Source organism: Paenarthrobacter sp. GQ52 (genome assembly GCF_059759005.1).
Genome location: NZ_JCAXEJ010000026.1, coordinates 1 through 22,576 on the forward strand (window position 1 = coordinate 1; position 22,576 = coordinate 22,576).

Consider the following 22,576-nt stretch of genomic DNA (forward strand, 5'->3'; position numbering starts at 1 on the left):
AACCATCTCTCACCTACCTATGGAGTCGGGGCAAGCGAAATTCAAGAATCTGGTGTGGAGCCGGGCGGACCTGCGAGAGCGTCGGGCTCAAGCCCGAGGGATACGAGAGAGCGTCGGGCTCAAGCCCGAGGGATATGAGAGAGGATCACCCGTAAGCCCGAGGGATATGAGCGAGCGTCGGGTTTTCGGGACGCCACAAACGCAAAACGCCCGCTCACTGGACGTGTGCGGGCGTTTCTGCTGCGGAGAACTTAGACGGTGCGTACAACGTCGTCGTAAGCGAACTTCGGCTTGGCTTCGCCCCACGCGTCCGGGCCCGGCTGGCCGATGTTGACCACGAGGAAGCTCTTCTGATCGCCGGCCGGGAAGAACTCGGCGTCGATGGCGGAGAAGTCGGCACCGGTCATCGGGCCGGCAGCGAAACCGAGCGAGCGCACGGCGAGGATGAAGTAGCCGGCCTGCAAATGAGCGTTGTTGTTGCCAGTAGCAGCGGCGAAAGCGGGGTCGGCGTCGTACATGGCCTTGGGCGCGCCGTAGGCGGGGAGGAACTTGTCCCACTGACCCTGCCAGTCGGTGTCGTAAGACAGGATGGCGACCAACGGAGCGGAGGCGGTCTTGGCCTTGTTGCCGTTGGAGAGGGCGTCGACGAGCTTGGCGCGGGCCTCGTCCGAGCGGACGTACGTCACGCGGAGCGGCTGGGAATTGAAGGCAGTGGGGCCGAATTTGGTGAGCTCGTAGATGGCGCGGGCTTGCTCGTCGGTGACCTCACCGGCGAAGCTGTTGGCGGTACGGGCTTCGGCAAAAATGGCGTCGACTGCTGCGGCGTCAATGACTGCTTCTTCGTGGGCGATCGTCATTTCTTGAACCTTTCGCTGGGCCTGGCCCGGGAGCAGGCCGGGCACTTCTGCTTTCCATGGTTGCAACTTCAACTTCCGTTGTCCTCTTCCCATGACGGACCGTGACGTTAGGCACAGCACGAAAGTCGGTAGCATCATGCATACGAGCTGCCGCCGCGTTGGGGACGTTCAGCCGTGGGAATGACGACACCAGAAGGGGCCTGATGCCTACCTTTCCCTTAGCGGCCCGTCAGCGGGCGCTGGCTGTTCTTGCCATGCTTCTGGTGATGTTCCTGATGCCAACCGCGCAGGCTTGGGGCTCCGTTCAACAGCCGAGCGTCGAGGATCCCGGAACGCGGTTCTTTGGTGCCTTGTTGGACTGGGACAAGGATTCGGCAGCAGATTACGCCCAGCGGCTCGGGGCGCCCGCGGCGCTCTACGGCCAGAACGTGTCCATGCCCGTGGACGAAGGCGGCCGCGAATACCTGAAGGGCTACTTCTCCCAAATCGCCGACCAAGGCTCGCACGCGCTGCTCACGGTCCGCCCCGCGATCGACCTGAAGGACATCAACGACGACGTTGCGGCCACTTTTGCCAGTCAAATCACGACGGCGGCGGCCGGCTTCCGGGGGAAGGTTTTCGTCCGCTTCGCACCGGAAATGAACGCGCCGTGGGTCAGCTGGGGACAAGAGCCGGAGGCTTACCGGGCTGCGTTCGACAAGGTCGCTGCAGCGCTCAGGGCCAGCCTGCCGGATCCCGTGATGGTGTGGTCTCCGACAGCAGAAAAGGACTATCCCTTCCAAGTCGCCACCTCTACCCCTCCCAAGGGCGTTCTCGTGGGATCGCTGGACACCAGCGGGAACGGTGTTTGGGACCAGGACGATTCCGCATTTGAACCGTATTATCCGGGCGATGACGTGGTGGACTGGGTTGGCCTGTCCGTCTACCACGACACCACGGGCGCCGGCGTGGCAAGCAATACCCTGCCCGTGGCGGGCGAGTTCAATGACGCCCTCCACGCGTCCAGCGGCGGAAGCTCCAGCGGCGAGGGTGGAACCGACAATTTCTACAGCACCTACGTCCAAGCCCGCACCAAGCCCCTCCTGGTTGAAACCGGGGCTTTCTACTCGCCTGGGGCCGGTGGCGCCGCTGAGCTCGATGTTAAGGAAACGTGGTGGCACCAGGTTTTCGCCTCTGTTGCGGAGCCCGGGAATGGGTCCGTCCGGGCAGTGGTCTGGAACGAAACCACGGATGTGCGCGAACCGGGCCGGGTGCCCATTGATTGGAGGGCCACGGCCGAGCCCTCACTTGCCGACCCCTTCCGAACCTCGTTGGACACCTCAGGCCTCACCATTGGACCCGTCACTGAGCGGGGCTTGGAGAACGTGCCTGGTGTCGAGGCACCGCAGCCGAAGACAGGCACAGTCATCCAGGGCTGGGCCGCGTGGGTTTCCGCCGGGTCAGTACTGGTAGCAGTTGCGGCTTTGTGGCTGTTGGCCTCCCGGGCTTTTGCGAACAAATGGTCCTACACGGGCACGGGTAAACGTGATGCACGTATCGACATGCTCCGCGGCCTGGCGATCGTATTTGTGGTGGTAAACCATGTGGGCATCAACTCCGTATTCCAACTGCTGAGCCAAGAAACCCTCGGAGTAGTTTCCGGAGCGGAGCTGTTCGTCATGCTCTCCGGAGTGGTTTTAGGCATGGTCTACGGGCCCCGCATTGCTACAGAACTCGGTGACGTGGTGGATGGAACCACTAAGCGCGCCTGGAAGTTGTATTTCACAGCCCTTGCCGTGGTCCTGATGTTGTACGGATTGAGTCTGCTCCCCTTCATCAACGCCGCAGCGGTGACCACCTTCACCGACCAAGGAACCGGCGGAGCAGGACGCGTGGCTGCGGGCACTACGTACGACCTCTACGCCGGAATGGAGGGGTTGCTGCAGTTCCCCGTCCCGCAAGGGCTCATCCCGGCGCTCCTATTGCTGCAGGTCGGGCCGTGGCAGTTCAACATCATGGGCCTCTACGTCGTTCTGTTGCTCATCAGCCCCCTAATCCTCGTGGCGCTATCCCGCGGGTTTACCTGGCTGGTCCTCACGCTCAGCGTCAGCCTCTACATCGCGGGGTCGATCTTCCGTTTCCGCCTGCTGCCTTCGCAATTCGAGGATTCATTCCCGCTTCTCGTGTGGCAGCTCCTGTTCGTTGTGGGAATGACCGCCGGGTTCTATCGACATCAGATCATCCAGTGGTTTGCCGATCCCCGTCGGCGCCTGCTGCTTGGGGTGTGCATTTTCCTGGCAGCAGCCTGTGCCGTCTTCTCCTGGAGCGGCCCTTATATGACCAACCAACTGGACTTCCGGCTCGCGCTTATCCCCGAAACGACGTTCAGGTACGTCTACGACACCTTCTTCAGCAGGACTTATCTTGGGCCGGGAAGGGTGCTCAACGTCTTCCTCATCACCATCGCCTTGTATGCATTGCTGAGCGCTTTTTGGAAGCCGCTGTCACGCGCCGTTGGCTGGTTCTTCATACCCCTGGGCCAAGCCACGCTGTACGTGTTCATCATGCACGTGTTCTTCATTGTGGCCATCGCCAACATCCCTGCCCTGCGGAACGGGAACCTCTGGCTGAACACCGCCGTGTACATCGCCTTGCTCGCCATACTTTGGGTGATGGTGAAAACCAAGTTCCTGTTCAGGCTGGTTCCTCGCTAAAGACGGCGTTCGTCGCCGCGTATGGGTGGGCATTTGGCGGTAATGTTGCACCGAATCCCAATACTCTTCTGAGGAAGGCCCCGCCATGAGCATGCTCGGCATCAAATGGAAGCTCCACGGCAACGGCAAGTCCATTCGCCCAGGCCACGTGGTGGCTCCCGACGAGCGGCTCGCGTGGCCGTTGACCATCGGCATTGGCATGCAGCACGTAGTTGCCATGTTCGGCGCCACCTTCCTGGTCCCCATCATCACTGGCATGCCGCCGGCCACCACCCTGCTCTTCTCGGGCATCGGCACCCTGCTCTTCCTGGTGATCACCAAGGGCCGGGTGCCCAGCTACCTTGGTTCAAGCTTCGCGTTCATCGCCCCGATCATGGCGTCGCAGCAGCAGTACGGCGTCAGTGGCGCCTTGGGCGGCGTGGTGCTTGCCGGCGTCGTACTGGCGCTTATTGGTGCGATCGTCCAGAAGTTTGGAGCCGAATGGATCAACCGGCTCATGCCGCCGATCGTGACCGGCGCGATCGTGGCGCTGATCGGACTGAACCTCGCGCCAGCCGCGAAGGCAAACTTCGACGCCGCTCCCGTCACCGCGCTGATCACGCTGGTGACGATCATCCTGGTCAGTGTCCTATTCCGCGGAATCCTGGGGCGCCTGAGCATTCTGGTGGGCGTTGTGGTCGGGTATCTCGTGGCCATGATGCGCGGTGAGGTGTCCTACGAAAAGATGGACGCCGCCGCGTGGGTTGGCCTGCCGCTGTTCCAGACGCCCGAATTCCACCTTGGCGTGGTGGGGCTGTTCGTCCCCGTGGTGCTGGTGCTCGTGGCTGAAAACGTGGGGCATGTGAAATCGGTGGCCGCGATGACCGGCCAAAACCTCGACGGCGTCTCCGGCCGCGCGCTGATGGCCGACGGCGCCGCCACTGTACTTGCCGGTTTCGGCGGCGGTTCCGGTACCACGACGTACGCGGAGAACATCGGCGTCATGGCCGCTACCAAGGTCTACTCGACGGCGGCCTACTGGGTGGCGGGTATCTTCGCCATCCTGCTGAGCTTCTCCCCGAAATTCGGCGAACTGATTGCCACGGTCCCGGCCGGCGTCCTGGGCGGTGCTGCGACCATGCTGTACGGCATGATTGGCGTGCTCGGTGTGAAGATCTGGGTGCAGAACAAGGTCAACTTCTCCAACCCGATCAACCTGACCACGGCTGCCGTAGCACTGATTATTGGCATCGCGGACTACACATGGACCATTGGCGAGCTGAAGTTCACTGGCATTGCCTTGGGGTCAGCCGCTGCACTGGTGATCTACCACGGCATGAAGGGGCTGGCTCGTTGGCGCGGGACCGTCGCCGAGCCGGAAACCGAGACGGCGGGCCTGCCTCCTGCGGTGAAGTCGGCGATGAACGCTGCGGCCAAGAGGGACGGGAAGAAGGGGAAGTAGGGCTTCCTTCCGGGCAATTCGGCTGCGGCGTTAAGCCGCGGACAGTCCTTACTAGTCCCCGAACTTGGTGTCGAAACGGTTCATAAATGCGGCCATGGCATCGCGAGCCACTGGCTCAAAGGACCTGTACGTCTTGGTCCCATCAGCTTCGGTCCATCCGGAACTGATGCCGCTGCTCGCGAGCCACGTGATCTGTTTGTAGAACGGGTTGGTCGTGGCAACGTCCGTAAACGGCGACTCCGCGGGGGCATTGAACTCCGGCGAACCGGCCAGCCTGTACATAAACGCGGCCATGGCATCGCGGGCCACCGGTTCAAAGGGCCTGTACGTCTTGGTCCCATCAGCTTCGGTCCACCCGGAACTGATGCCCTTGCTGGCAAGCCACGTGATCTGTTTGTAGAACGGGTTGGTCGTGGCCACGTCCGTGAAGGGCGACTTGCCGGGGGCTGTGAAGGCAGGTGAGCCTGCCAGCCGGTACATGAAGGCAGCCATAGCGTCACGGGCTACGGGGGCCAAGGGTCGGTAGTTCCTGGCTCCGTTGGCCTCGGTCCATCCTGTTGAAATGCCACGGGACCCGAGCCAATTGACTTCGGCGCTGAACAAACCATCGGATATGTCGGAGAAAATGGGGCCTGGGTTGCTCGCGAAGGCCGTCAACTGCCCGACGGTACCGTTGAAGACATTCTGATCACCCGGGAACACTCCGGAATCGGCGTACTGCCACAAAGTGTGGGCGTTCCAACCAGCTGGCAGCGCCCCGGGTGTCGACTCCCACCTGGCGATGTGCAGAGGGTGGTTCCCGAAGCCGTTGGCCTTACCCGTGCAGGTATTCCACCAGTCGGTGGTGGTGTAGATGGCAGGAAGGCGGCCGGTTCGCGACAGGATGGTGGTGGCGAAATCGGAGACCCACGACACCATCTCGCCAGGGGTCATTCCGTAGCAAGTGCTGCCGTAGGGGTTGTATTCGAGATCCAGCAGGGCAGGCAGTGTTTTTCCATCCGGCGTCCAGGCTGCACCGCTCTGGAGGAAGTAGCTGGCTTGAGCGGCACCGGGCGACGCGTTGGGGAGGGCGAAATGGTACGCGCCGCGCAGCATCCCGGCTGAAGCAGCTCCGGCGTATTGGTCAGCGAAGTATGGGTTGCTGTATTCGGTCCCCTCGCTGGCTTTGACGTACGCGAACTTGGCCCCGTTTGCTGCAGCCTTTGTCCAGTCCACCACCCCTTGGTGGCTACTGACGTCCATTCCGGGCACGCCCGGCGTTGCAAAAGCCGACTCTGTGGCCTGAATGGAGAACAATTGGCCTGCACTTTCATGACCACGAATGGTCGATCCCATGGCGTGGTCGTTTTGGGCTGCGGGCGATTCTTCGGAGGCGTTGGCCGCCGTTGCACCAGTCGCGGCGAGAAGCATTGTGGCGAGCAGGACAGCGGCAGCTTTAGCGCCGGCAAACCCTCGTGCCGGCGGTTTGACTGAAGTCTTCCGCAGACCTGAGCGGCTGGACATGGAGAATTTCATTCGGCGATTCCTTCGACGTTCGAGAGGAACCGGCGCCCCCACGTGGTTCAGCCCAGCCTACTATCCAAAGTCACACTCCCACTTCCGCCAAGAACGCCGCGCGCCGCTCCAGCACATCTTTAGGGTCTCACCCCGGCACGGCCAACGGTCGACGTCGAAGTGCGGACCCGCTCCAACCACTCGCCAAGGAGCGCCGCAGTTAGCTCCGGTTGATCCAAGTGTGCGTTGTGGCCGGCACGGTCAAGGACGGCAACCGTGGCCTGCGGATAGCTGCCAGCCAGGGCCACCTGATCCTGATACCCGACCACATGGTCCTGTCGTCCTGCCACTATCAAAGAGGGTCCTTGATAAGTCTCAAATCGAGTTTCCGGCTCAGCAGTGAGCGCGTAGTTGTTGGAGATCCGCGTAGTGGCAACCGGATCAAACGCCCTCAAACCCGGCAAAGTGGCTTCGCGGAATCGTAACCAATTCTCTTGAGATTGGACTACGGCCATTTCCCCATAGTCGGACGCATCTTCCGGAGTCAGGGACGCCATCAGCGCCGGATCCGCCCGCAGGACAGCCTTAGCGGGCAGGACCCGCGCCCCTTGGTCCGCGACAGCGACGGGGCAAATCAACGCCAGGCCCAAAACCTGATCCCCAAATTCGGCGACAAGCTGACGTGCCAGCATCCCTCCAAAGGAATTGCCCAAAACTGCGAACTTCTGAGCCCCGAGTTTGTCTCGAACGAAGGAAGAAACCGCATCAGCAACGGCGTCAGCGCTGTCGATCTCCGGTCCGGCCGGAGACTGCCCCATTCCCGGCAGGTCAAGGTAGATCCGCAGCCAATCACCACGCTCAGCAAGCACTGGGTCGAGCCCCAACAACAGATGATGATCGACGCAAAAGCCATGAATGATCAGGATCGGGGTCCCCGCCCCGTACTCAACAGAATGCACTTCCGAACGCTAGCATCGCGGCGCAGTTAGACCGTCTTTTTCGGACACATCAGCGTTGTTGAGAGAGCGCTCTCTTGACGCACGTGACTTGCAGCACATACATTGGTCCCACATCCCAGAGAGCGCTCTCTCGCCCTAGGCGTACGGTCGCTCGAACACACAAAGGAGTGATCGTGGAGTTTTCGCGACTAAGGAAATTCACTGCCCTCGCCGGCGTAGCCTCTCTTGCCCTCGTGGCGGCAGGCTGCAGCGGCGGAGGCGACAAAGCGGCGAGCGCCGACAATCCCGTCACACTGACCGTGACCACCTTCGGCACTTTCGGATACGACGACCTGTACGCCGAATATGAGAAGCAGAACCCCGGTGTGACCATCGAGGCCACCAACATTGACCGTGGTTCAAACGCCCGGACGGATGCGTTCACCAAGCTCGCCGCAGGCTCCGGACTTAGCGATGTCACGGCCATCGAGGAAGGCTGGCTCGGCTCCATCATGGAGGTTTCGGACCAGTTCGTGGACCTCAAGGAGCACGGTGCCGAGGACATCAAGGGCAACTGGGTGGACTGGAAGTTCAAGCAAGGCACCGATCCCGATGGCCGCGTCATAGGCTATGGCACGGACATCGGACCGCAGGCATTGTGCTTCAACGGCAAGCTCTTCGAAGCTGCCGGCCTGCCGAGTGACCGCGAAAAGGTGGCCGAACTCTTCGGCGGCAAGGACGCAAGCTGGGATACGTACTTCAAGCTCGGCCGCCAGTACAAAGAGGCCACCGGCAAGGCCTGGTATGACCAGTCCGGATTCGTCTGGAACTCCATGGTCAACCAGATGGACGAGGGCTACTACACCAAAGACGGCAAGCTGAACGTTGAGGGCAACAAGGAGATGCGGGCAAAGTTCGACATGCTCGCTGCCGGCACTGCCGATGGCCTGTCCTCCAACCAGACCCAGTTCGACTGGGGTAACGGCAAGGCCTTCGTGGATGGTTCCTTCGCAACGCACGTATGCCCGGCTTGGATGCTCGGCACCATCAAGGGCCAGCTCGAGTCCGCAGGCGGCGGGGCGGCAAGCGGCTGGGATGTAGCTGACGTGTTCCCGGGCGGTGCCTCCAACTGGGGCGGTGCTTTCCTCTCGGTTCCCAAGAGCTCCAAGCACCCGGCTGAAGCAGCAAAGCTGGCAGCCTGGCTGACCGCACCTGAGCAGCAGATCAAGCAGTCCGCTGCAGCGAACAACTTCCCCAGCACCCTCGAAGCCCAGGCAAAGATCGTCGAGGCAGCAAAGCCGAACGAACTGTTCAACAATGCCCCGTATGGCGCAATCTTTGAGTCCCGCGCCGAGGGTGTCATCGCCCAGTTCAAGGGTCCGGATGACTCTGTGATCCAGGAGAACGTCTTCGGTCCCGCCCTCAAGATGCTCGATTCGGGCAAGGGTACGGCCGATGAGGCCTGGAATGAAGCCGTCAAGCTCCTCAACGACCTCGTGGTCAACAACTAGCAGAACCCGGCCGTGGGGCCTCCGGGATAACCGGAGGCCCCCTCACAGAGTCTGAGACCCGTCCATGACCACCACATTGAACCGCCCGGCAGCCAGCAGATCGGCCGCCAACAAACCGAAACCGACGTTCCGTCAACGCCTGAACGTCTTCGATATGAAGGCGTCCCCCTACCTCTACATCGCCCCGTTCTTCATCCTGTTCGCCTTGGTGGGCCTCTTTCCCCTGGGCTACACGTTCTTCGTCTCCCTCTTCGACTGGCACCTGCTCAAAGGCCAGGGAGAGTTTGTGGGATTCCAAAACTTCGCTGAGGTGCTGCAGGACAGGTTCTTCTGGAACTCCCTCTTTAACACCGTCAGCATCTTCCTGATTTCCACTATCCCCCAGCTGATTATGGCCACCATCATTGCCGCGGTCCTGGACCAGAACCTGCGAGCCAAGACCTTCTGGCGCATGAGCATCCTGCTCCCCTACGTAGTCACTCCCGTAGCCGTCGCCATGATCTTCACCAACATGTTCGGGGAGCAGTACGGGCTCATCAACAACATCCTGTCGAGCTTCGGCATCGATTCCATCATGTGGAAAAACGACACCCTTCCCAGCCACATCGCCATCGCCACCATGGTGAACTGGCGTTGGACGGGCTACAACGCGCTGATCCTCCTGGCCGCCATGCAGTCAGTACCGCGCGATATCTACGAGTCTGCAGCCATCGACGGCGCCGGCTCCGTCCGCCGCTTCTTCAGCATCACCTTGCCCAGCATTCGACCCACCATGGTGTTCGTCATTGTCACGGCCACCATCGGCGGGCTGCAGATCTTCACAGAGCCCCGACTGTTCGATCCCGTGGCTGCCGGCGGAACGGCACGGCAGTTCCAGACCACCGTTCTGTACCTGTGGGAGATGGCCTTCCAGCGGCAGAACTTCGGCAAGGCCTCCACCATCGCCTGGCTCCTGTTCCTGATCATCCTGCTCTTCGGCATCGTGAACTGGTTGATCTCACGCCGTATCGCCACAAATGGCGACGATCGCGGCGCTGCCAGCCGCCGCCGTCGTAAGCGTTCTTCCGCCGCGAACGTAAAAGCGGACGACGCCGGCCTCCCGGCTCAGGCGGCAGCGGCAGAACCGGCCACCGCAACAGAACCAACCCCGAGGAGCGGGCAATGACCCTCACGCAAAACCGGCCACAAACACCGGCCCTTCAGCGAACCTCACGATCCCTGGCCACACGGAAGGCACTCTTTGGCAACGGCCGACGGCCCGGCTTCCTCACTTATGGGTTGCTGCTCGCGTTCTTCCTGGCATCGGCCTACCCGCTCTGGTGGTCCGTGATCATCGGCAGCCGCTCCAACGAAGCCCTCGGGGAAACCTGGCCACCACTGTTCCCGGGCGGCAACTTCTGGACCAACGTTGGCGAAGTCTTCGACACCATCCCGTTCTGGCTCGCGCTCGGCAACAGCGTCCTGATCTCGGGCATCATCACCGTCTCGGTGGTGGGATTCTCCACCCTGGCCGGGTACGCGTTCGCCAAACTGCGCTTCCGCGGCCGCAACTGGCTGATGGTGGCAGTGATCGCCACCATGGCGATCCCGACGCAGCTCGGCATCATCCCATTGTTCATGCTGATGCGCACGCTCGGCTGGACAGGTGAGATCGGCGCCGTCGTCATCCCTACTCTTGTCACGGCGTTTGGTGTCTTCTTCATGCGGCAGTATCTAGTGGACGTGATCCCGGACGAGCTCATCGAGTCGGCGCGCATGGATGGCGCGTCCATGATTTCAACCTTCTGGCACGTGGCGCTCCCTGCCGCACGCCCGGCCATGGCAATCCTCGGCCTTTTTACGTTCATGACGGCATGGACTGATTTCCTGTGGCCCCTGCTGGTGCTCGACGCCGGCAACCCCACCTTGCAGACGGCGCTCAGCCAACTGCAGTCGGCCCGTTACGTGGACTACTCGATCGTTCTGGCCGGTGCCGTCATGGCAACTCTTCCGCTGCTGGCCCTCTTCGTCATAGCGGGACGTCAACTTATATCCGGAATCATGCAAGGAGCAGTGAAGGGCTAATGCCATTCGAAGCAACAAACCACCCAGCGACCACTCCCTTTAACAGGGTTTGGCCCAAGGGCTTCATCTGGGGCTCGGCTACCGCCGCAGCCCAGGTGGAAGGCGCCAGCCACGAGGGCGGCAAGGAAGATTCCGTGTGGGATGCTTTCGCCCGCGTTCCGGGTGCCATTGCCAACGGCGAGACGCTGAAGGACGCGGTGCAGCACTACCACCGAATGCCCCAGGATGTCAGGATCATGAAAGAGCTGGGCCTGGATTCCTACCGGTTCTCCACCAGCTGGTCCCGTGTCCGGCCGGGTGGCCGTGCCGCGAATGCCGAAGGCTTGGACTTCTACTCCCGCCTTGTGGATGAACTGCTCGACGCCGGCATCCTCCCCTGGTTGACGCTTTACCACTGGGACCTGCCGCAGGCGCTGGAGGAGAAGGGCGGCTGGGCCAACCGCGATACTGCCTACCGTTTCGTCGACTATGCAAACGATGTCTACTCGGCGTTGGGGGATCGCGTCCAGCACTGGACGACATTCAACGAACCGTTCTGCTCGTCACTCCTTGGTTATGCGGCGGGCGTGCACGCTCCGGGTCGCCAGGAACCGGACGCGGCCGTAGCGGCGATCCACCACCAGCATCTGGCCCACGGCCTGGTGGTCAACGAACTGCGGAGTCGCGGCGCGCAGCAATTGGGAATCACGCTCAATCTCAGCAACTCCATTCCGCGGGATCCTTCCGATCCCGTGGACCTCGATGCGGCGCGCCGGTTCGACTCGCTGCAGAACCGGATCTTCCTCGATCCAATCCTCCGCGGCGCTTACCCGGAGGACACCCTCAATGACCTCAAGCAGTTCGGCATCCGTGACGTCATCAAGCCCGGCGATCTGGAGATTATCGGTGCACCCATCGATTTCCTGGGCGTCAACCACTACCACGATGACCTCATCAGCGGACACCCCACTGCTGAACACGGAGACGGCCACTCGGGCGGCGCAACGCGCCCGACGTCGTCGTGCTGGATCGGTTCGGAAGATATCGCCTTCCCGAGCCGCGGCCTGCCACGCACGGCCATGAACTGGGAGGTCAATCCTGATGGACTGCGGAAGCTCCTGGTGCGCCTTGGCGAGGAGTACCCGACGCTGCCGCCGCTGTACATCACGGAAAACGGCGCCGCGTACGACGACGTCGTCAGTCCTGACGGAGCAGTCCACGACGCCGAGCGGACCCAGTTCGTCCTCGACCACGTCACAGCTGTTGGTGAGGCACTCGACCAGGGCGCCGATGTGCGCGGCTACTTCGTTTGGTCGCTCCTGGACAACTTCGAGTGGTCTTGGGGTTACGGCAAGCGCTTCGGGGTTGTTCGTGTGGACTACGACACCTTTGAACGGACGGTGAAGGACAGCGGACTCGCTTACTCCCGCGTTATCGAGGCAGCCAAGGCATCTGCGACCGCTACCGTGAACGCCTAAAGTAGCCTTCAGAGGCTTACTTTTCTTACGTTCCGGAGATGACGATGACGCAGGACACCAGCGGCCCCCGGCCGGTACCCACCCTTGAGATGGTGGCTGCCTTAGCCGGGGTGTCGAGGGCCACCGTGTCCCGCGTCGTCAATGACAGCCCTAGTGTTGACCCGGAACTGGCACATTCCGTGAGAAAAGCGATCCTTGCACTCGACTACACGCCAAACCGTGCCGCACGTTCCCTGGCCAAACGCCGGGCGAATGCGGTCACACTGATCGTCCCGGAGTCGACATCCAAGGTCTTTGCGGACCCATTCTTCGCATCGGTGGTCCAAGGCATTGCCCTGTTCCTGACCGATACGGAGTACACGCTGAACATGGTGATCTCCTCTGAGTCGAAGCCGGAAAAAACCCGCAGCTTCCTGCTCGGAGGCAACGTGGACGGTGTCCTAGTGGTGTCGCACCACAGCGGTGACAACTCCTGGACGCACCTTTCGGGATCACTTCCCATGGTGTTCGCCGGGCGCCCCTTAGTAGGCGGCAAGGAGAGCTACTACGTGGATGTGGCCAACGAGCAAGCGGCCTACGATGTCACCCGGCTTTTGACCGAGAGCGGCCGAAAGAACGTTGCCACGATCGCGGGTCCGCAGGACATGCCGCCGGGCCTTGACCGCCTCGCCGGGTGGAGGACTGCCGTGCGGGAGGCAGGTCTTGGGGAGGGCTTGATGGAGGAAGGCGACTTCACTTTGGCATCCGGCGCCAGAGCAATGCATCGTTTGCTGGATCGCGGTGTTCCCATTGACGCTGTTTTCGCGGCGAACGACCAAATGGCCGCCGGCGCCTACACCGCCATCCAGGGGCGGGGCCTGCGCATCCCGGAGGACATCGCCGTCGTCGGTTTTGACGACGATTCCTTCGCTACCTCAGTGACCCCCGCCCTCACCACCGTGCATCACCCGATTGTTGAACTCGGCAAGAAGATGGCCGAGACCCTGGTGAACCTGATCGAGGGCAAACCGGCGGAACGCGTTACCAGAATGCCAACCTCGATCGTGATCCGCGATTCCGTTTAGCGCCATGCCTTGAAAGGCTCTTCCATGCTTCCTGCTCCCGTCAGCACCACGGCTCCTTCCGTCGCGACAGGCCGCCCCATCCGTTGGGGAGTAGTGGCCACGGGATCCATAGCCCTGCGCGTGGTGCAGGATCTTGCGCTCCTTGAGGACGCCGTCCTGCAAGCTGTCAGTTCCCGCTCGGAGGTTGCGGCCCGGAGCTTTGCTGAAAAGTTCGGGTTTGCCACCACCTACTCGGATGCAGGAGAGACGCCGGGCTACGAGCGGCTGCTGGCCGACCCCGCCGTCGACGTCGTCTACATCGCCACGCCGCACGCTCAGCATCACGCCGTCGCGCTTGCCGCGCTTAACGCGGGAAAGCACGTCCTGTGCGAAAAGCCCATCGCCATGGATGCCGTGCAGGCACGCGAGCTGTCCGATCTCGCCCGGGATCGTGGGCTTTTCCTCATGGAAGCGATGTGGACCCGGTTCCTGCCGAGCTTCTGCCGCGCCGTCGAGATTTTGCGGTCAGGGGAGATCGGGGAGCCGCGCTGGCTCCAAGCTGAACTCGGTTTCGTGCCTGCATACGATCCCGCGTCCCGGATCTGGGATCCGGCTGCTGGCGGCGGAGCATTGCTGGACCTCGCCGTCTATCCGCTGACATGGGCGCTCGGAGTTTTCGGTGAGCCCCGCAGCATGCTTGCCACCGGAGTCCTGACTCCTGAGGGTGTGGACCTGCAGAATTCCCTTGCCCTGGATTATGAGAGCGGAGCGCATGCGCAGCTCATCACGTCGATCGGCGCGGAGTGCCCCAGCGTGGTGACTGTCGGAGGGACGGAAGGTTGGCTGCGATCCTCCGCTCCCCTTTTCAACCCGGCCGAGCTCATCATCCAGCCACGCAGCGGCACGCCGCGGACGGAAAGGTTCGAGGTGACCGGGCACGGATTCAGCTACGAACTGCGCGAGGTGACACGGTGCCTTCAGGCTGGGCTGACTGAGAGCCCGTTCATGACTCCTGGGGAGTCGGTTGCGATGATGGAACTGCTGGACGAGGCTCGTCGGCAGATGGGCCTCCGCTATCCCAGCGATCCTCAGTCTCCCAACGCAGTAGATCCCCTGGTTGGCAGTCCAGTACCTCGCACAGCGCTTCGAGCGTAGTAAACCTCACGGCCTTCGCTCGCCCGTTCTTGAGTACAGCCAAGTTGGCTGGCGTGATACCGACTTTCTCGGCAAGCACGCCCACGGGCATTTTGCGCTTGGCCAGCATGACGTCAATATCCACGATGATAGGCATCAGATCACCTCATCAAGCTCGGAGCGGAGCTGTGCGGCTTCGACGTCCCGCGCTACAGCCTGGGCAAGCAGTGTACGCATCACCAACACAACCAGCGCCACGCCACCGATCATCAACGCCGCTCCGCAGATCAGCATCACGATGCCTGGTGCGGTCTCGCCGGGCGCCAGAATCACGGCGATGCCGAACACCAGCACCGCCGCGAACGCGATGGCACCAAAGATGATGTCCACGAAACGGAAGGCCCCGCGGGAGAACACGGTTCCGCGACGCACCATCGTCAGCAATCGCCACACGCAGACCGATACCACCTGGACACACAGAATCCCCAAGACCACGATGGCCAGCAGGGCAACACGAGGGCCGTCGGGGGCGCCGGCCTCAACCAGATCGGTCGAGAGCAACGGGACCATCCGTACCTGCACAAACAACGAACCGGCCAGCACCATCGCGATTACTATCCGTAACGCGAGAATTGTCAGCTTTCCCACTGGAGTCTCCTTTATCGAACAACAATCTGATTCTATCGATATTCGATAGTTAAGCAATCGCGCTTGCAGCTTTTGTGGATAGTCAGCTTGCTTACTAAAGCCTCTTTCCCTAGGCTTGAACAGGTCAGACAAACGACTCTCACAGCGGCGGCCCACGCTCAAAAAGCACTCCGCCGCGCAACGGAGGAGGAACAATGTCAGAACACAACATCACAGGCAAGAAGGTCGCATTCCTGTTGACGGACGGCGTGGAGCAGGTGGAACTCACCAGCCCATGGCAGGCGGTCAAGGATGCCGGCGGCGAGCCCACTCTCGTGGCCCCGTCCAAGGGAAAGCTCCAAGGCTTCAATGGCGTGGAAAAGGGTGACACCTTCGACGTCGACCTCGCGGTAGCCGATGCCAACGCTTCCGACTTTGACGCCCTGGTTCTTCCCGGTGGCGTCGTCAACGCCGATCATCTCCGCGTAGATAAGGACGCACAGAACTTCACGCGCGCCTTCTTTGAGCAGCACAAGCCGGTGGCGTCCATCTGCCACGGACCCTGGATTCTCATCGAGGCCGGCGTGATCAAGGGCCGCAACGTCACCTCGTATCACACGCTCCAGACCGACCTGAAGAACGCTGGCGCCAACTGGACCGACGAGGAAGTGGTGGTGGACCAGGGCTTGGTCACCAGCCGCAACCCGGACGACCTCCCAGCCTTCAACAGCAAGGTTGTGGAAGAGATCTCAGAAGGCCAACACGCTGGACAGACCGCCTAACGGTCAGCGACCCACATACGGCGAGTGCCGCCGTCGTACTTTCACAAGAAGTACGACGGCGGCACTTGGCGTTGCGCTGGATTCTCGCCCGTTGGCTGGGTTAGAAGAGCTTGCTGTAGAAGCCCTTGTTGGTTTTGCCGTCGCCGTTGGTGACGTACAGCATGTAGTACTTTCCGCTACCGAGTGAGTAGGCGCCGAAGTTCACGGTGGCGCTCTCCAAACGGAAGTCCCCGTTGGCGGCGGTCTGTCCGTAGTTCGGGTTGTGCGAGGTCACTGTTGCAGTGCGTTCCTGGACTTGTCCGAGCGGGGTGGTGTATTTGATCTTGATGCTCGATCCGGCCAGGTTGTACCCGTACACCGTCAGTGCTCCGGTTGCCGGGCTAGCGGTCGAGTCGTTGATGATGGGATCCCCACCGTTGGCTACGAGCTTCTCGACCAGGCTCGGGGCTGTCGGCTCGACTTTGCAGGTGAAGTAGGGGTCCCACATGAAGGAGATGTTCTTCTTCACGGACAGGCCGGTTTGCTGGATCTGACGGTCCAGACGGGTTTTGGTTGTCTGCCCGCGCAATGAAGTGTCGTCACAGATGTTCGTCTCAACTTTGGGCGCCATGCCTTCGATGTTGGCCCACAGGGTTGCCCCTGTTCCGGTTATCCCTGCGGCGGCTGCTTTGTAGTACTCGCTGGTGGGAGCCTGGTATTTCTGACCCCAGGTTCCCTCCCCGACGATGGAAGCCGCGAAGGGGTCAACGTTGAGGGTGGCTTCGTTGCCCATGTAAGCGCCGCCCTTGCCGGTACCCATTCCATCCTGAGGGGCAATGTAGAGCTTGGTTCCGCTGGCGGTCGCTGCGATGTTTTTGACGGCGTTCGTGGCGCTTGCCGGGGTGTAGGTGTTGCTGAAACGTGCATCAAGGTAGGGGCTGATGACCGCTTCACGGGTGGGCAGGTACTTCTCAATAGCCGCGTTCTGGATGCGGTAGAGGTCCGTGACCGAGGTCCACGCCGCGCTGTCAACGAGCGGCATTTCGGTGGTGTGGTAGAAACCGGCCAGACCGGGGACGTTGTTGTTCGCGGACTGGAACATCATGAACCGTTCGGTGAACTTGCCCAGCGTGGCGCTGTAGCTCATATCCGGCAGCCAAGGCCAATCGATCCGCTTGATCGGCGCGGGCATGCCTGCGTAGAACTTCATGCCCAGGCTCGTGGCCGCGTTCGCCACTGACACCACGGGATCAGCGTCCGCGGTCTTGCCGCCGTCGATGGCCACGACGTCGTACGTGTTGTCCGTGGAGTAACAGCCGTTCTCCAGGTTAGGGATCAACAAGATCGTGTAGGTGCTGCCGTTGAAGTCGACCTTTTTGTCCTTGGCGCACTTGAGCGATCCGCCGCCCCAGTGGCTTGCGTTGCTGAAGGTGAAGACCCTGTTGATCGTGTATCCGGCCATGATCGATGTCAGGCACGGAACGCCACCGATCTGGCAGTTGGTGTAGGCGGGATCAACGGTGCCATCGGTTTTCAGCACCTGCTTTGAGGCGTTCAGCGTCGCGGGTTTGAGGATGCTGCCGAAAGTGATGACTGTGTCGGCGCCGACAGCCTTCATGGCTTCGAGCTTGTCGATATTTGTTTGGTGTGTCTTGGACGCGTAGATGAAGAACCCGCTCAGCGGGTAGTTGTTCGGCGTCGCCGCCTGCGCGGGCGCGCCGCCGAGAGCGGCGATACCGGTCAATGCCGCGGCGCTGACTGCAAGAGCCCTGAATTTTCTTTTCATGAATTTGGTTCCCCCATTTTCGTTATAGCTGCACTCTGCTCGGTGCAGACAGCAAAGGACGCTACCTTGCCGGTCCGACAGGGTAGCGTCCCTGCGTCTTTTGGTCGTTGGTCCTACAGGACGCTCAGCAGTTCGTCGGGAAGGTAGAGGTTGACGTCCTCGCCTTCGTTGCTCGAGATGTTTTCCACGGTGTTTCCGTTCCACCAGTACAGAAGCGGTGTTAGCGGGGAGGGGTGCTGGGCGTGGACGGTTCCGGCGAACATGAGCATCGCCTTGATGTCCTCGATGCTGGTGGCTTCACCGACTAGGTGAAGGCAGAGCATGTTCGTTGCGGGAATGGTCACCAACGCTCCGAGCCGCCCGGGCGTGTAGCCGAGCGACTCCACGAACTTGTCCATGCACGCAATCCATGATGCCTGGTACACGGATTCGGTTTCGAAGACCAGGAACGAGCCGCCTTCGGCAGTGAACTCCTCGGGCTTCCCCGGACCTGTGGCGATCAGGTTGCTGAATGCCTTATCCCAAAGAAGATCGGCCCCGCCGGCTGCCTCGACCTGTTCAGCGGTGAGGTAGGAAACGGATTCCGGGGAATCAAGGGCGATCAGCAGCGGAAGCCGGGCGGTGGGCCGGACGTAGGAGTAGACAGACGGGCCGTGCTCGCTTTCCATCCAATCCATAGTGTGGGGAGCTATGAACTTCGGGTACACACCGGCCTGTAGCTCCTCGACGGTGGCTTTCGATGCTGGCGTGCTGCTGAGGAATCCGGCGAAGTGTTGTTCGACCATCGCCGGCCATTCCTTTTCAGAAAGAGTGGCCGCCTTGCGGCTGATCGCAAATAGCCCGTACTTCTGGTCATTGTCTCCGTAGAGGTGATCGCCGGCGTCGGTGACCGTGACGCCTTGCCTGCCCAGGACGGCCACGCAGAGTGCGCGGAGCTTGTCGGCCTGTTTGGTGGTCAGTTCGGGCAGATGTGGGTCGGCAGTGCCTTTTCGGGAAAAAAGTCCCACGGTTTTGTCTCGTTTCCGTTAAATCGAGTTTGAAGGGCCGCCCGGTCTGGGCGGCCCTTCAAACTCGGTGCGGTTAGCAGGTCAGGGCATGGTGGAACGGAAGATCTTCAAAGGCGACCATCCCGATCCGACGGTGGTGGGGTTGCCCCAGGCGCCGTTGGCGTAGATCGGGTAGTACTTCAGTTCCCCGCCGCTGGTGCGCGCCAGCATGCCGGTGGTTCCGGGGCCTGCGAAGCCCGACGTCGGAGACATGGCCGTGATGACATTCCAGCCCCAACCGACAACAGCCGGGGTTACGTTCAGGAAGCCGCCGGCGCCGTTACCGCGGTAAAGCTTCAGTTCGCCGGCGCTGTTCTTGGCGACAATATCGGTGAATTTGTCCTTGTCGAAGTCCATTTGGACGATCTCCAGGCCGGACCATCCCTGACCGATCTGGGTGTGATTGCCGACCCGGCCGCCGCTCAGGTTTTCGTAGCTCCGCATGATCCCATCAGTGCTGGTGGCGATGATGCTCGGGTACGCATCGTCCTTCTTCCAGCGTCCGATGCTCAACTGCCAACCACTCCATCCTTCACCGATGACTTCGTAGCCGGTGTAGACACTGGTTGATCCGCGGTAGACAGCCACGATCGGGCAGCTGACCGACCAAGCCAAAGCAGCCAGCGAGGTAGCTCGTGGAGAAAAACTCAAGGCTGAGGAATCCTCCAAGCAAGCCCAAACAGCGTCCCTGCTGGCCAAGCAAGCCTTGGACAAAGCCAAAGCCGAAGCAGCCCAGGGTCAACAAAACGCCGAAAAGGCCACCGCGGCAGCGCAGAGGGCCGCCAGCCTTGCCGACCAGGCAGCCACGGCGGCAGACATCGCCGTCAACGCAGCCCAAGAAGCCCGCCAAGCCATGCTCGCCGCAGCAAACGCAGCCTCAAACGCTGCAGCTGCGACGTCACGGGCGAACATCGCCGCGTCTAACGCCCTCGTGGCCGCCTCAGCCGCAGCCGGTAACGCCGGCATGGCCTCCGCCGCGCGCACCGCAGCAGAAGTAGCCCGCGACGCAGCCAGAAACGCCCAATCCGCCAAGGACGCCGCCGACGCCTCCCGGGTTGCAATCCAAGAATCCCTCAACGCGGCGAACTCAGCTGGCAGCGCAAAACTCAATGCGCAGGAAGCAGCGAGCCTCGCAGATGCCGCAGCCGGTGAAGCAGGTGTTTCCGCCGAGGAAGCAGCCCGCGCACGTGCCGCCGCTGACCGTGCCGAGAACGCAGCGAACCGTGCCGAACAGGCAGTCCAGAAGGTCGCGACCCTAGCCGCCCAAGCAACCGCAGCAGCCAACGACGCAAGCAATGCCGCCGCCGCAGCAATCGTCAATGCCAACAGCGCCGCAGTTGCAGCTGACGAGGCGGCCGCCCAGGCCGGTGTCGCCGCCAACGCAGCACAACGAGCCACCACGGCAGCAAACAACGCCATCACCGCAGCGAACGCCGCAACAACCGCCGCGACCCTGGCCCGCACCACGGCAACCCAAGCCAGAGACGCGGACGTCGCCCGACTGGCCGCCGAACGCGAATACGGGATTGCCCAAGCCGGCGCCGCCAAAGAAATTGAAGAACTACGACTAACCGCCGAAAAGGCAGCAAAAGACCGCGCGAAAACCGACGCGGCAACTACCCAGCAACTCCTGACCCAACTCACCGCACCAGGTGCCGACGTGGCAGCGCTCATGCCGGCCGCCCGGAAAGCTCTTCTCGGCCTCGCCAAAATCGGTGGGCCATGGGTGAAAGCCGGCGCCGAAGCAGCACTGACCGGTGATAACGCAGAAATCGTCGCCTACATCAAAACCGGCCGCCAAGTCGCACTCGAACAAGACCAATTCGACGAAGCCATGACCTACGCCTACAAGGCGCCCTTAGCGGTCACTATTGCCGCCCAGGAAGCACTGGACAGCGGCGAAGAAGCAGTCGCAGAATTCGTCACGACAACCCGCCACCAGCTCGAAGCCAAGGCCAAAGAACTTCAAGTCACGTATCTCTTGGACCCTGAGAGCCCCAGCGGACCCAAGGTACGCGAAGCCGCGGCCAGGGCTTTGGACAGCGCCGACCCAAACAAGATCAGGCTATTCCTGGAAGAGGAGTACCAACTCCAGAAAGACCTTGACGACCGGGAAACAGCCAACAACATTCTGGATACTGGTGGTCCGGAAGCACGAGCCGCAGCCGAAATAGCGCTCGAAGGCCCCGTCTCCGCCATGCGGTACTTCATCAAGTCCCGCCTCAAAGAGGCCACCGCCCGCGACCTCGAGACCAAAGCCCACGTTGCGGCCATCGACGCCAGCATCTCCAAAGCAGTCGGCTTCGCCGCCAAAGCACAAGCGGACGCCTATGAGGCCGCCCGTGTCGCCGCTGTGGCCCGCCAAGCCAGCGCCGAAGCGAACACCTACGCCGCCCAGGCAGCCACGTACAAGACGGCGGCCGCGAACTCGGCAGCAACAGCAGTGACCCAAGCCAACCTGGCCAAAGACTCAGCGGCGCAGGCCGAAGAGTCCCTCGCAATCGCCCGACAGGCAGCCGATCAAGCACGCGCTGACGCGAAAACGGCACAGCGCCACGCTGCCGAGGCCGCCACCTCAGCGAACAACGCAGCAGCAGCCGCAGCCACAGCAAGCCAGGCTGCAGCGAACGCACAACAATCAGCGGTCAACGCGGGCAAGGACGCTGAAGCAGCCGCAGCAGCTGCCACCGAAGCCGTCACCATCGCCACCAACATGCAACGCGAAGAGGAAGCCGCCGCGAACCTGGCAAGAGCGGCTGCGAACACCACCGGGAACGTCACTGACGAGGAACTCGCAGCAGCCGAAGCTGCCGGTGGACCCGAAAACGCCGAAAAACTACGCCAAGCACACGAAACCCTCGCCGAAGGTGACATCACCGACTTCATCATCAAAGAAGGCGGCCAGCTCCTCCTGGACTTCTTCGGCGTCACCGACATCATCAACTGCTTCACCAAGGGTGACATCGGAGCCTGCGGCATGGCACTGATCGGGGTCCTGCCCATCGGCAAACTCTTCAAAGCCGCCGAAGCCATCGCGCTCGTCGGACGGATCCTGCCCAAAGCAGCAGCGTTCTTCACCCGCCACCAAGACGCCATCAAGTGGGTCGAAAAGAACGCGAACAACCCAGCAGTCTGCACGATCGGAGGTGCAGGCAGGGTCAGTTCCCTCTCGGGATCGTCCACCCTTGTTGTCACAGCTGGTGTCTACAGAAAGAACTCAACAGGCACCAGCCAGCCGCTGATGCAAAGGGCATCCGCCCACAGCTGTGGCTTCGATAACATCAACCCTGCCTTCGCCACACCGCCTAAGGGTGCCTCCCTCATCGGGAAATGGGGCGAATACGCAGTCGAACAGTTGCTCGGCGTCAGTCTGTCCGGAAAGACAGCAGTCAACGTCCCCGGAATGTCCAGAAACCGCTTCCCGGACCTGATGGAAAAAGTAGGGGGGAACCTCACCGGAAACGTCATCGAAGTCAAGAACGTCAAAACCTTCAGGATGACCAGCCAGATAAGGGACTTCATCACCTACTCCAAGTACGCGGACGCGACCAAGCCCAAAGGTAAGCTAATCATCTACACACGCCCCGGCACCGACCGACGAATCGACCCCGGGAAGCCCGGTTTCTCTCAAGAGATTTATGACTTGGTGCAAAATAAGGACATCGAGTTTCAAGACATTCCGGATTCCTTGGATGGCAGTTACGTTCACTAAACAACTACGAGC

General features: G+C 61.6%; 17 protein-coding genes and 1 pseudogene. 10 read left to right on the forward strand and 8 right to left on the reverse strand.

From position 1 onward, the window contains the following. Positions 1 to 251 precede the first annotated feature (251 nt). Positions 252 to 857 carry a malonic semialdehyde reductase gene (locus AC6CH8_RS21445; RefSeq protein WP_178994753.1) on the reverse strand — a complete coding sequence of 202 codons (606 nt, stop codon included), beginning with the start codon at positions 855 to 857 and terminating at the stop codon, positions 252 to 254. Between the two features lie 203 nt (positions 858 to 1,060). Between AC6CH8_RS21445 and opgC the strand changes: the two genes are divergently transcribed. Both opgC and AC6CH8_RS21455 read left to right on the forward strand, forming a co-directional pair. Next, on the forward strand, positions 1,061 to 3,550 hold the full coding sequence (gene opgC, locus AC6CH8_RS21450) for an OpgC domain-containing protein (RefSeq protein WP_498192280.1): 2,490 nt from the start codon (positions 1,061 to 1,063) through the stop codon (positions 3,548 to 3,550). Between the two features lie 85 nt (positions 3,551 to 3,635). Further along, on the forward strand, positions 3,636 to 4,991 hold the full coding sequence (locus AC6CH8_RS21455; protein WP_091464434.1) for a uracil-xanthine permease family protein: 1,356 nt from the start codon (positions 3,636 to 3,638) through the stop codon (positions 4,989 to 4,991). 51 nt (positions 4,992 to 5,042) lie between these two features. Here the strand turns inward: AC6CH8_RS21455 and AC6CH8_RS21460 are convergent, their stop codons facing one another. Both AC6CH8_RS21460 and AC6CH8_RS21465 read right to left on the reverse strand, forming a co-directional pair. Beyond that, positions 5,043 to 6,506: a GH25 family lysozyme gene (locus AC6CH8_RS21460; RefSeq protein WP_498192281.1), complete on the reverse strand. Its 1,464-nt coding sequence runs from the start codon at positions 6,504 to 6,506 to the stop codon at positions 5,043 to 5,045. Between the two features lie 119 nt (positions 6,507 to 6,625). Further along, positions 6,626 to 7,444 carry an alpha/beta fold hydrolase gene (locus AC6CH8_RS21465; RefSeq protein ID WP_498192282.1) on the reverse strand — a complete coding sequence of 273 codons (819 nt, stop codon included), beginning with the start codon at positions 7,442 to 7,444 and terminating at the stop codon, positions 6,626 to 6,628. A gap of 173 nt (positions 7,445 to 7,617) precedes the next feature. Between AC6CH8_RS21465 and AC6CH8_RS21470 the strand changes: the two genes are divergently transcribed. From AC6CH8_RS21470 to AC6CH8_RS21495, 6 genes and pseudogenes are all read left to right on the forward strand, one after another. Further along, a complete protein-coding gene (locus AC6CH8_RS21470; protein WP_420179584.1) occupies positions 7,618 to 8,934 on the forward strand; it encodes an ABC transporter substrate-binding protein in 1,317 nt (438 codons plus the stop codon). Between the two features lie 64 nt (positions 8,935 to 8,998). Then, entirely contained in the window at positions 8,999 to 10,099 is a 1,101-nt protein-coding gene (locus AC6CH8_RS21475) for a carbohydrate ABC transporter permease (protein WP_498192283.1), read from the forward strand. Beyond that, complete coding sequence (locus tag AC6CH8_RS21480) at positions 10,096 to 10,998, forward strand: carbohydrate ABC transporter permease (RefSeq protein WP_498192284.1); 903 nt, start codon at positions 10,096 to 10,098, stop codon at positions 10,996 to 10,998. Before AC6CH8_RS21475 ends, AC6CH8_RS21480 begins: the two co-directional genes overlap by 4 nt. After that, positions 10,998 to 12,455: a GH1 family beta-glucosidase gene (locus AC6CH8_RS21485; RefSeq protein ID WP_498192285.1), complete on the forward strand. Its 1,458-nt coding sequence runs from the start codon at positions 10,998 to 11,000 to the stop codon at positions 12,453 to 12,455. Before AC6CH8_RS21480 ends, AC6CH8_RS21485 begins: the two co-directional genes overlap by 1 nt. 44 nt (positions 12,456 to 12,499) lie before the next feature. After that, a complete protein-coding gene (locus AC6CH8_RS21490) occupies positions 12,500 to 13,519 on the forward strand; it encodes a LacI family DNA-binding transcriptional regulator (protein ID WP_498192307.1) in 1,020 nt (339 codons plus the stop codon). A 24-nt stretch (positions 13,520 to 13,543) separates the two neighbouring features. Further along, positions 13,544 to 14,335: pseudogene (locus AC6CH8_RS21495) on the forward strand (Gfo/Idh/MocA family protein); the annotation flags it as partial. Positions 14,336 to 14,501: 166 nt separating this feature from the next. Here AC6CH8_RS21495 and AC6CH8_RS21500 read toward each other — a convergent pair. Beyond that, on the reverse strand, positions 14,502 to 14,789 hold the full coding sequence (locus AC6CH8_RS21500; RefSeq protein ID WP_364308637.1) for a helix-turn-helix domain-containing protein: 288 nt from the start codon (positions 14,787 to 14,789) through the stop codon (positions 14,502 to 14,504). Next, complete coding sequence (locus AC6CH8_RS21505; RefSeq protein ID WP_498192286.1) at positions 14,789 to 15,280, reverse strand: DUF2975 domain-containing protein; 492 nt, start codon at positions 15,278 to 15,280, stop codon at positions 14,789 to 14,791. The genes AC6CH8_RS21500 and AC6CH8_RS21505 overlap by 1 nt, the downstream gene beginning before the upstream one ends. A 194-nt stretch (positions 15,281 to 15,474) precedes the next feature. On the opposite strand from AC6CH8_RS21505, the gene AC6CH8_RS21510 reads away from it, so the two are divergent. Continuing rightward, on the forward strand, positions 15,475 to 16,041 hold the full coding sequence (locus tag AC6CH8_RS21510) for a type 1 glutamine amidotransferase domain-containing protein (protein WP_364308635.1): 567 nt from the start codon (positions 15,475 to 15,477) through the stop codon (positions 16,039 to 16,041). 100 nt (positions 16,042 to 16,141) lie between these two features. On the opposite strand, the gene AC6CH8_RS21515 is transcribed toward AC6CH8_RS21510, so the two are convergent. The 3 genes from AC6CH8_RS21515 to AC6CH8_RS21525 all read right to left on the reverse strand — a co-directional run bounded on the left by AC6CH8_RS21515 (position 16,142) and on the right by AC6CH8_RS21525 (position 19,503). Beyond that, on the reverse strand, positions 16,142 to 17,806 hold the full coding sequence (locus AC6CH8_RS21515) for a hypothetical protein (protein ID WP_498192287.1): 1,665 nt from the start codon (positions 17,804 to 17,806) through the stop codon (positions 16,142 to 16,144). 113 nt (positions 17,807 to 17,919) lie between these two features. Beyond that, positions 17,920 to 18,813, reverse strand: coding sequence for a hypothetical protein (locus AC6CH8_RS21520; protein WP_498192288.1), 894 nt, complete (start codon positions 18,811 to 18,813; stop codon positions 17,920 to 17,922). An 81-nt stretch (positions 18,814 to 18,894) separates the two neighbouring features. Continuing rightward, positions 18,895 to 19,503 (reverse strand): FG-GAP repeat domain-containing protein, encoded by a 609-nt coding sequence (locus AC6CH8_RS21525; RefSeq protein WP_498192289.1) that lies wholly within the window; start codon positions 19,501 to 19,503, stop codon positions 18,895 to 18,897. Positions 19,504 to 19,558: 55 nt separating this feature from the next. Between AC6CH8_RS21525 and AC6CH8_RS21530 the strand changes: the two genes are divergently transcribed. Further along, positions 19,559 to 22,564, forward strand: a complete 3,006-nt coding sequence (locus AC6CH8_RS21530; protein WP_498192290.1) for a putative toxin — start codon at positions 19,559 to 19,561, stop codon at positions 22,562 to 22,564. The last annotated feature ends 12 nt before the right edge of the window (positions 22,565 to 22,576 follow it).

Coding starts and splice junctions, on each gene's coding strand:
- AC6CH8_RS21445 (WP_178994753.1), bottom strand. CDS start 857: ATGACGATCGCCCACGAAGAAGCAGTCATTGACGCCGCAGCAGTCGAC.
- opgC (WP_498192280.1), top strand. CDS start 1,061: ATGCCTACCTTTCCCTTAGCGGCCCGTCAGCGGGCGCTGGCTGTTCTT.
- AC6CH8_RS21455 (WP_091464434.1), top strand. CDS start 3,636: ATGAGCATGCTCGGCATCAAATGGAAGCTCCACGGCAACGGCAAGTCC.
- AC6CH8_RS21460 (WP_498192281.1), bottom strand. CDS start 6,506: ATGAAATTCTCCATGTCCAGCCGCTCAGGTCTGCGGAAGACTTCAGTC.
- AC6CH8_RS21475 (WP_498192283.1), top strand. CDS start 8,999: ATGACCACCACATTGAACCGCCCGGCAGCCAGCAGATCGGCCGCCAAC.
- AC6CH8_RS21480 (WP_498192284.1), top strand. CDS start 10,096: ATGACCCTCACGCAAAACCGGCCACAAACACCGGCCCTTCAGCGAACC.
- AC6CH8_RS21485 (WP_498192285.1), top strand. CDS start 10,998: ATGCCATTCGAAGCAACAAACCACCCAGCGACCACTCCCTTTAACAGG.
- AC6CH8_RS21490 (WP_498192307.1), top strand. CDS start 12,500: ATGACGCAGGACACCAGCGGCCCCCGGCCGGTACCCACCCTTGAGATG.
- AC6CH8_RS21500 (WP_364308637.1), bottom strand. CDS start 14,789: ATGCCTATCATCGTGGATATTGACGTCATGCTGGCCAAGCGCAAAATG.
- AC6CH8_RS21510 (WP_364308635.1), top strand. CDS start 15,475: ATGTCAGAACACAACATCACAGGCAAGAAGGTCGCATTCCTGTTGACG.
- AC6CH8_RS21515 (WP_498192287.1), bottom strand. CDS start 17,806: ATGAAAAGAAAATTCAGGGCTCTTGCAGTCAGCGCCGCGGCATTGACC.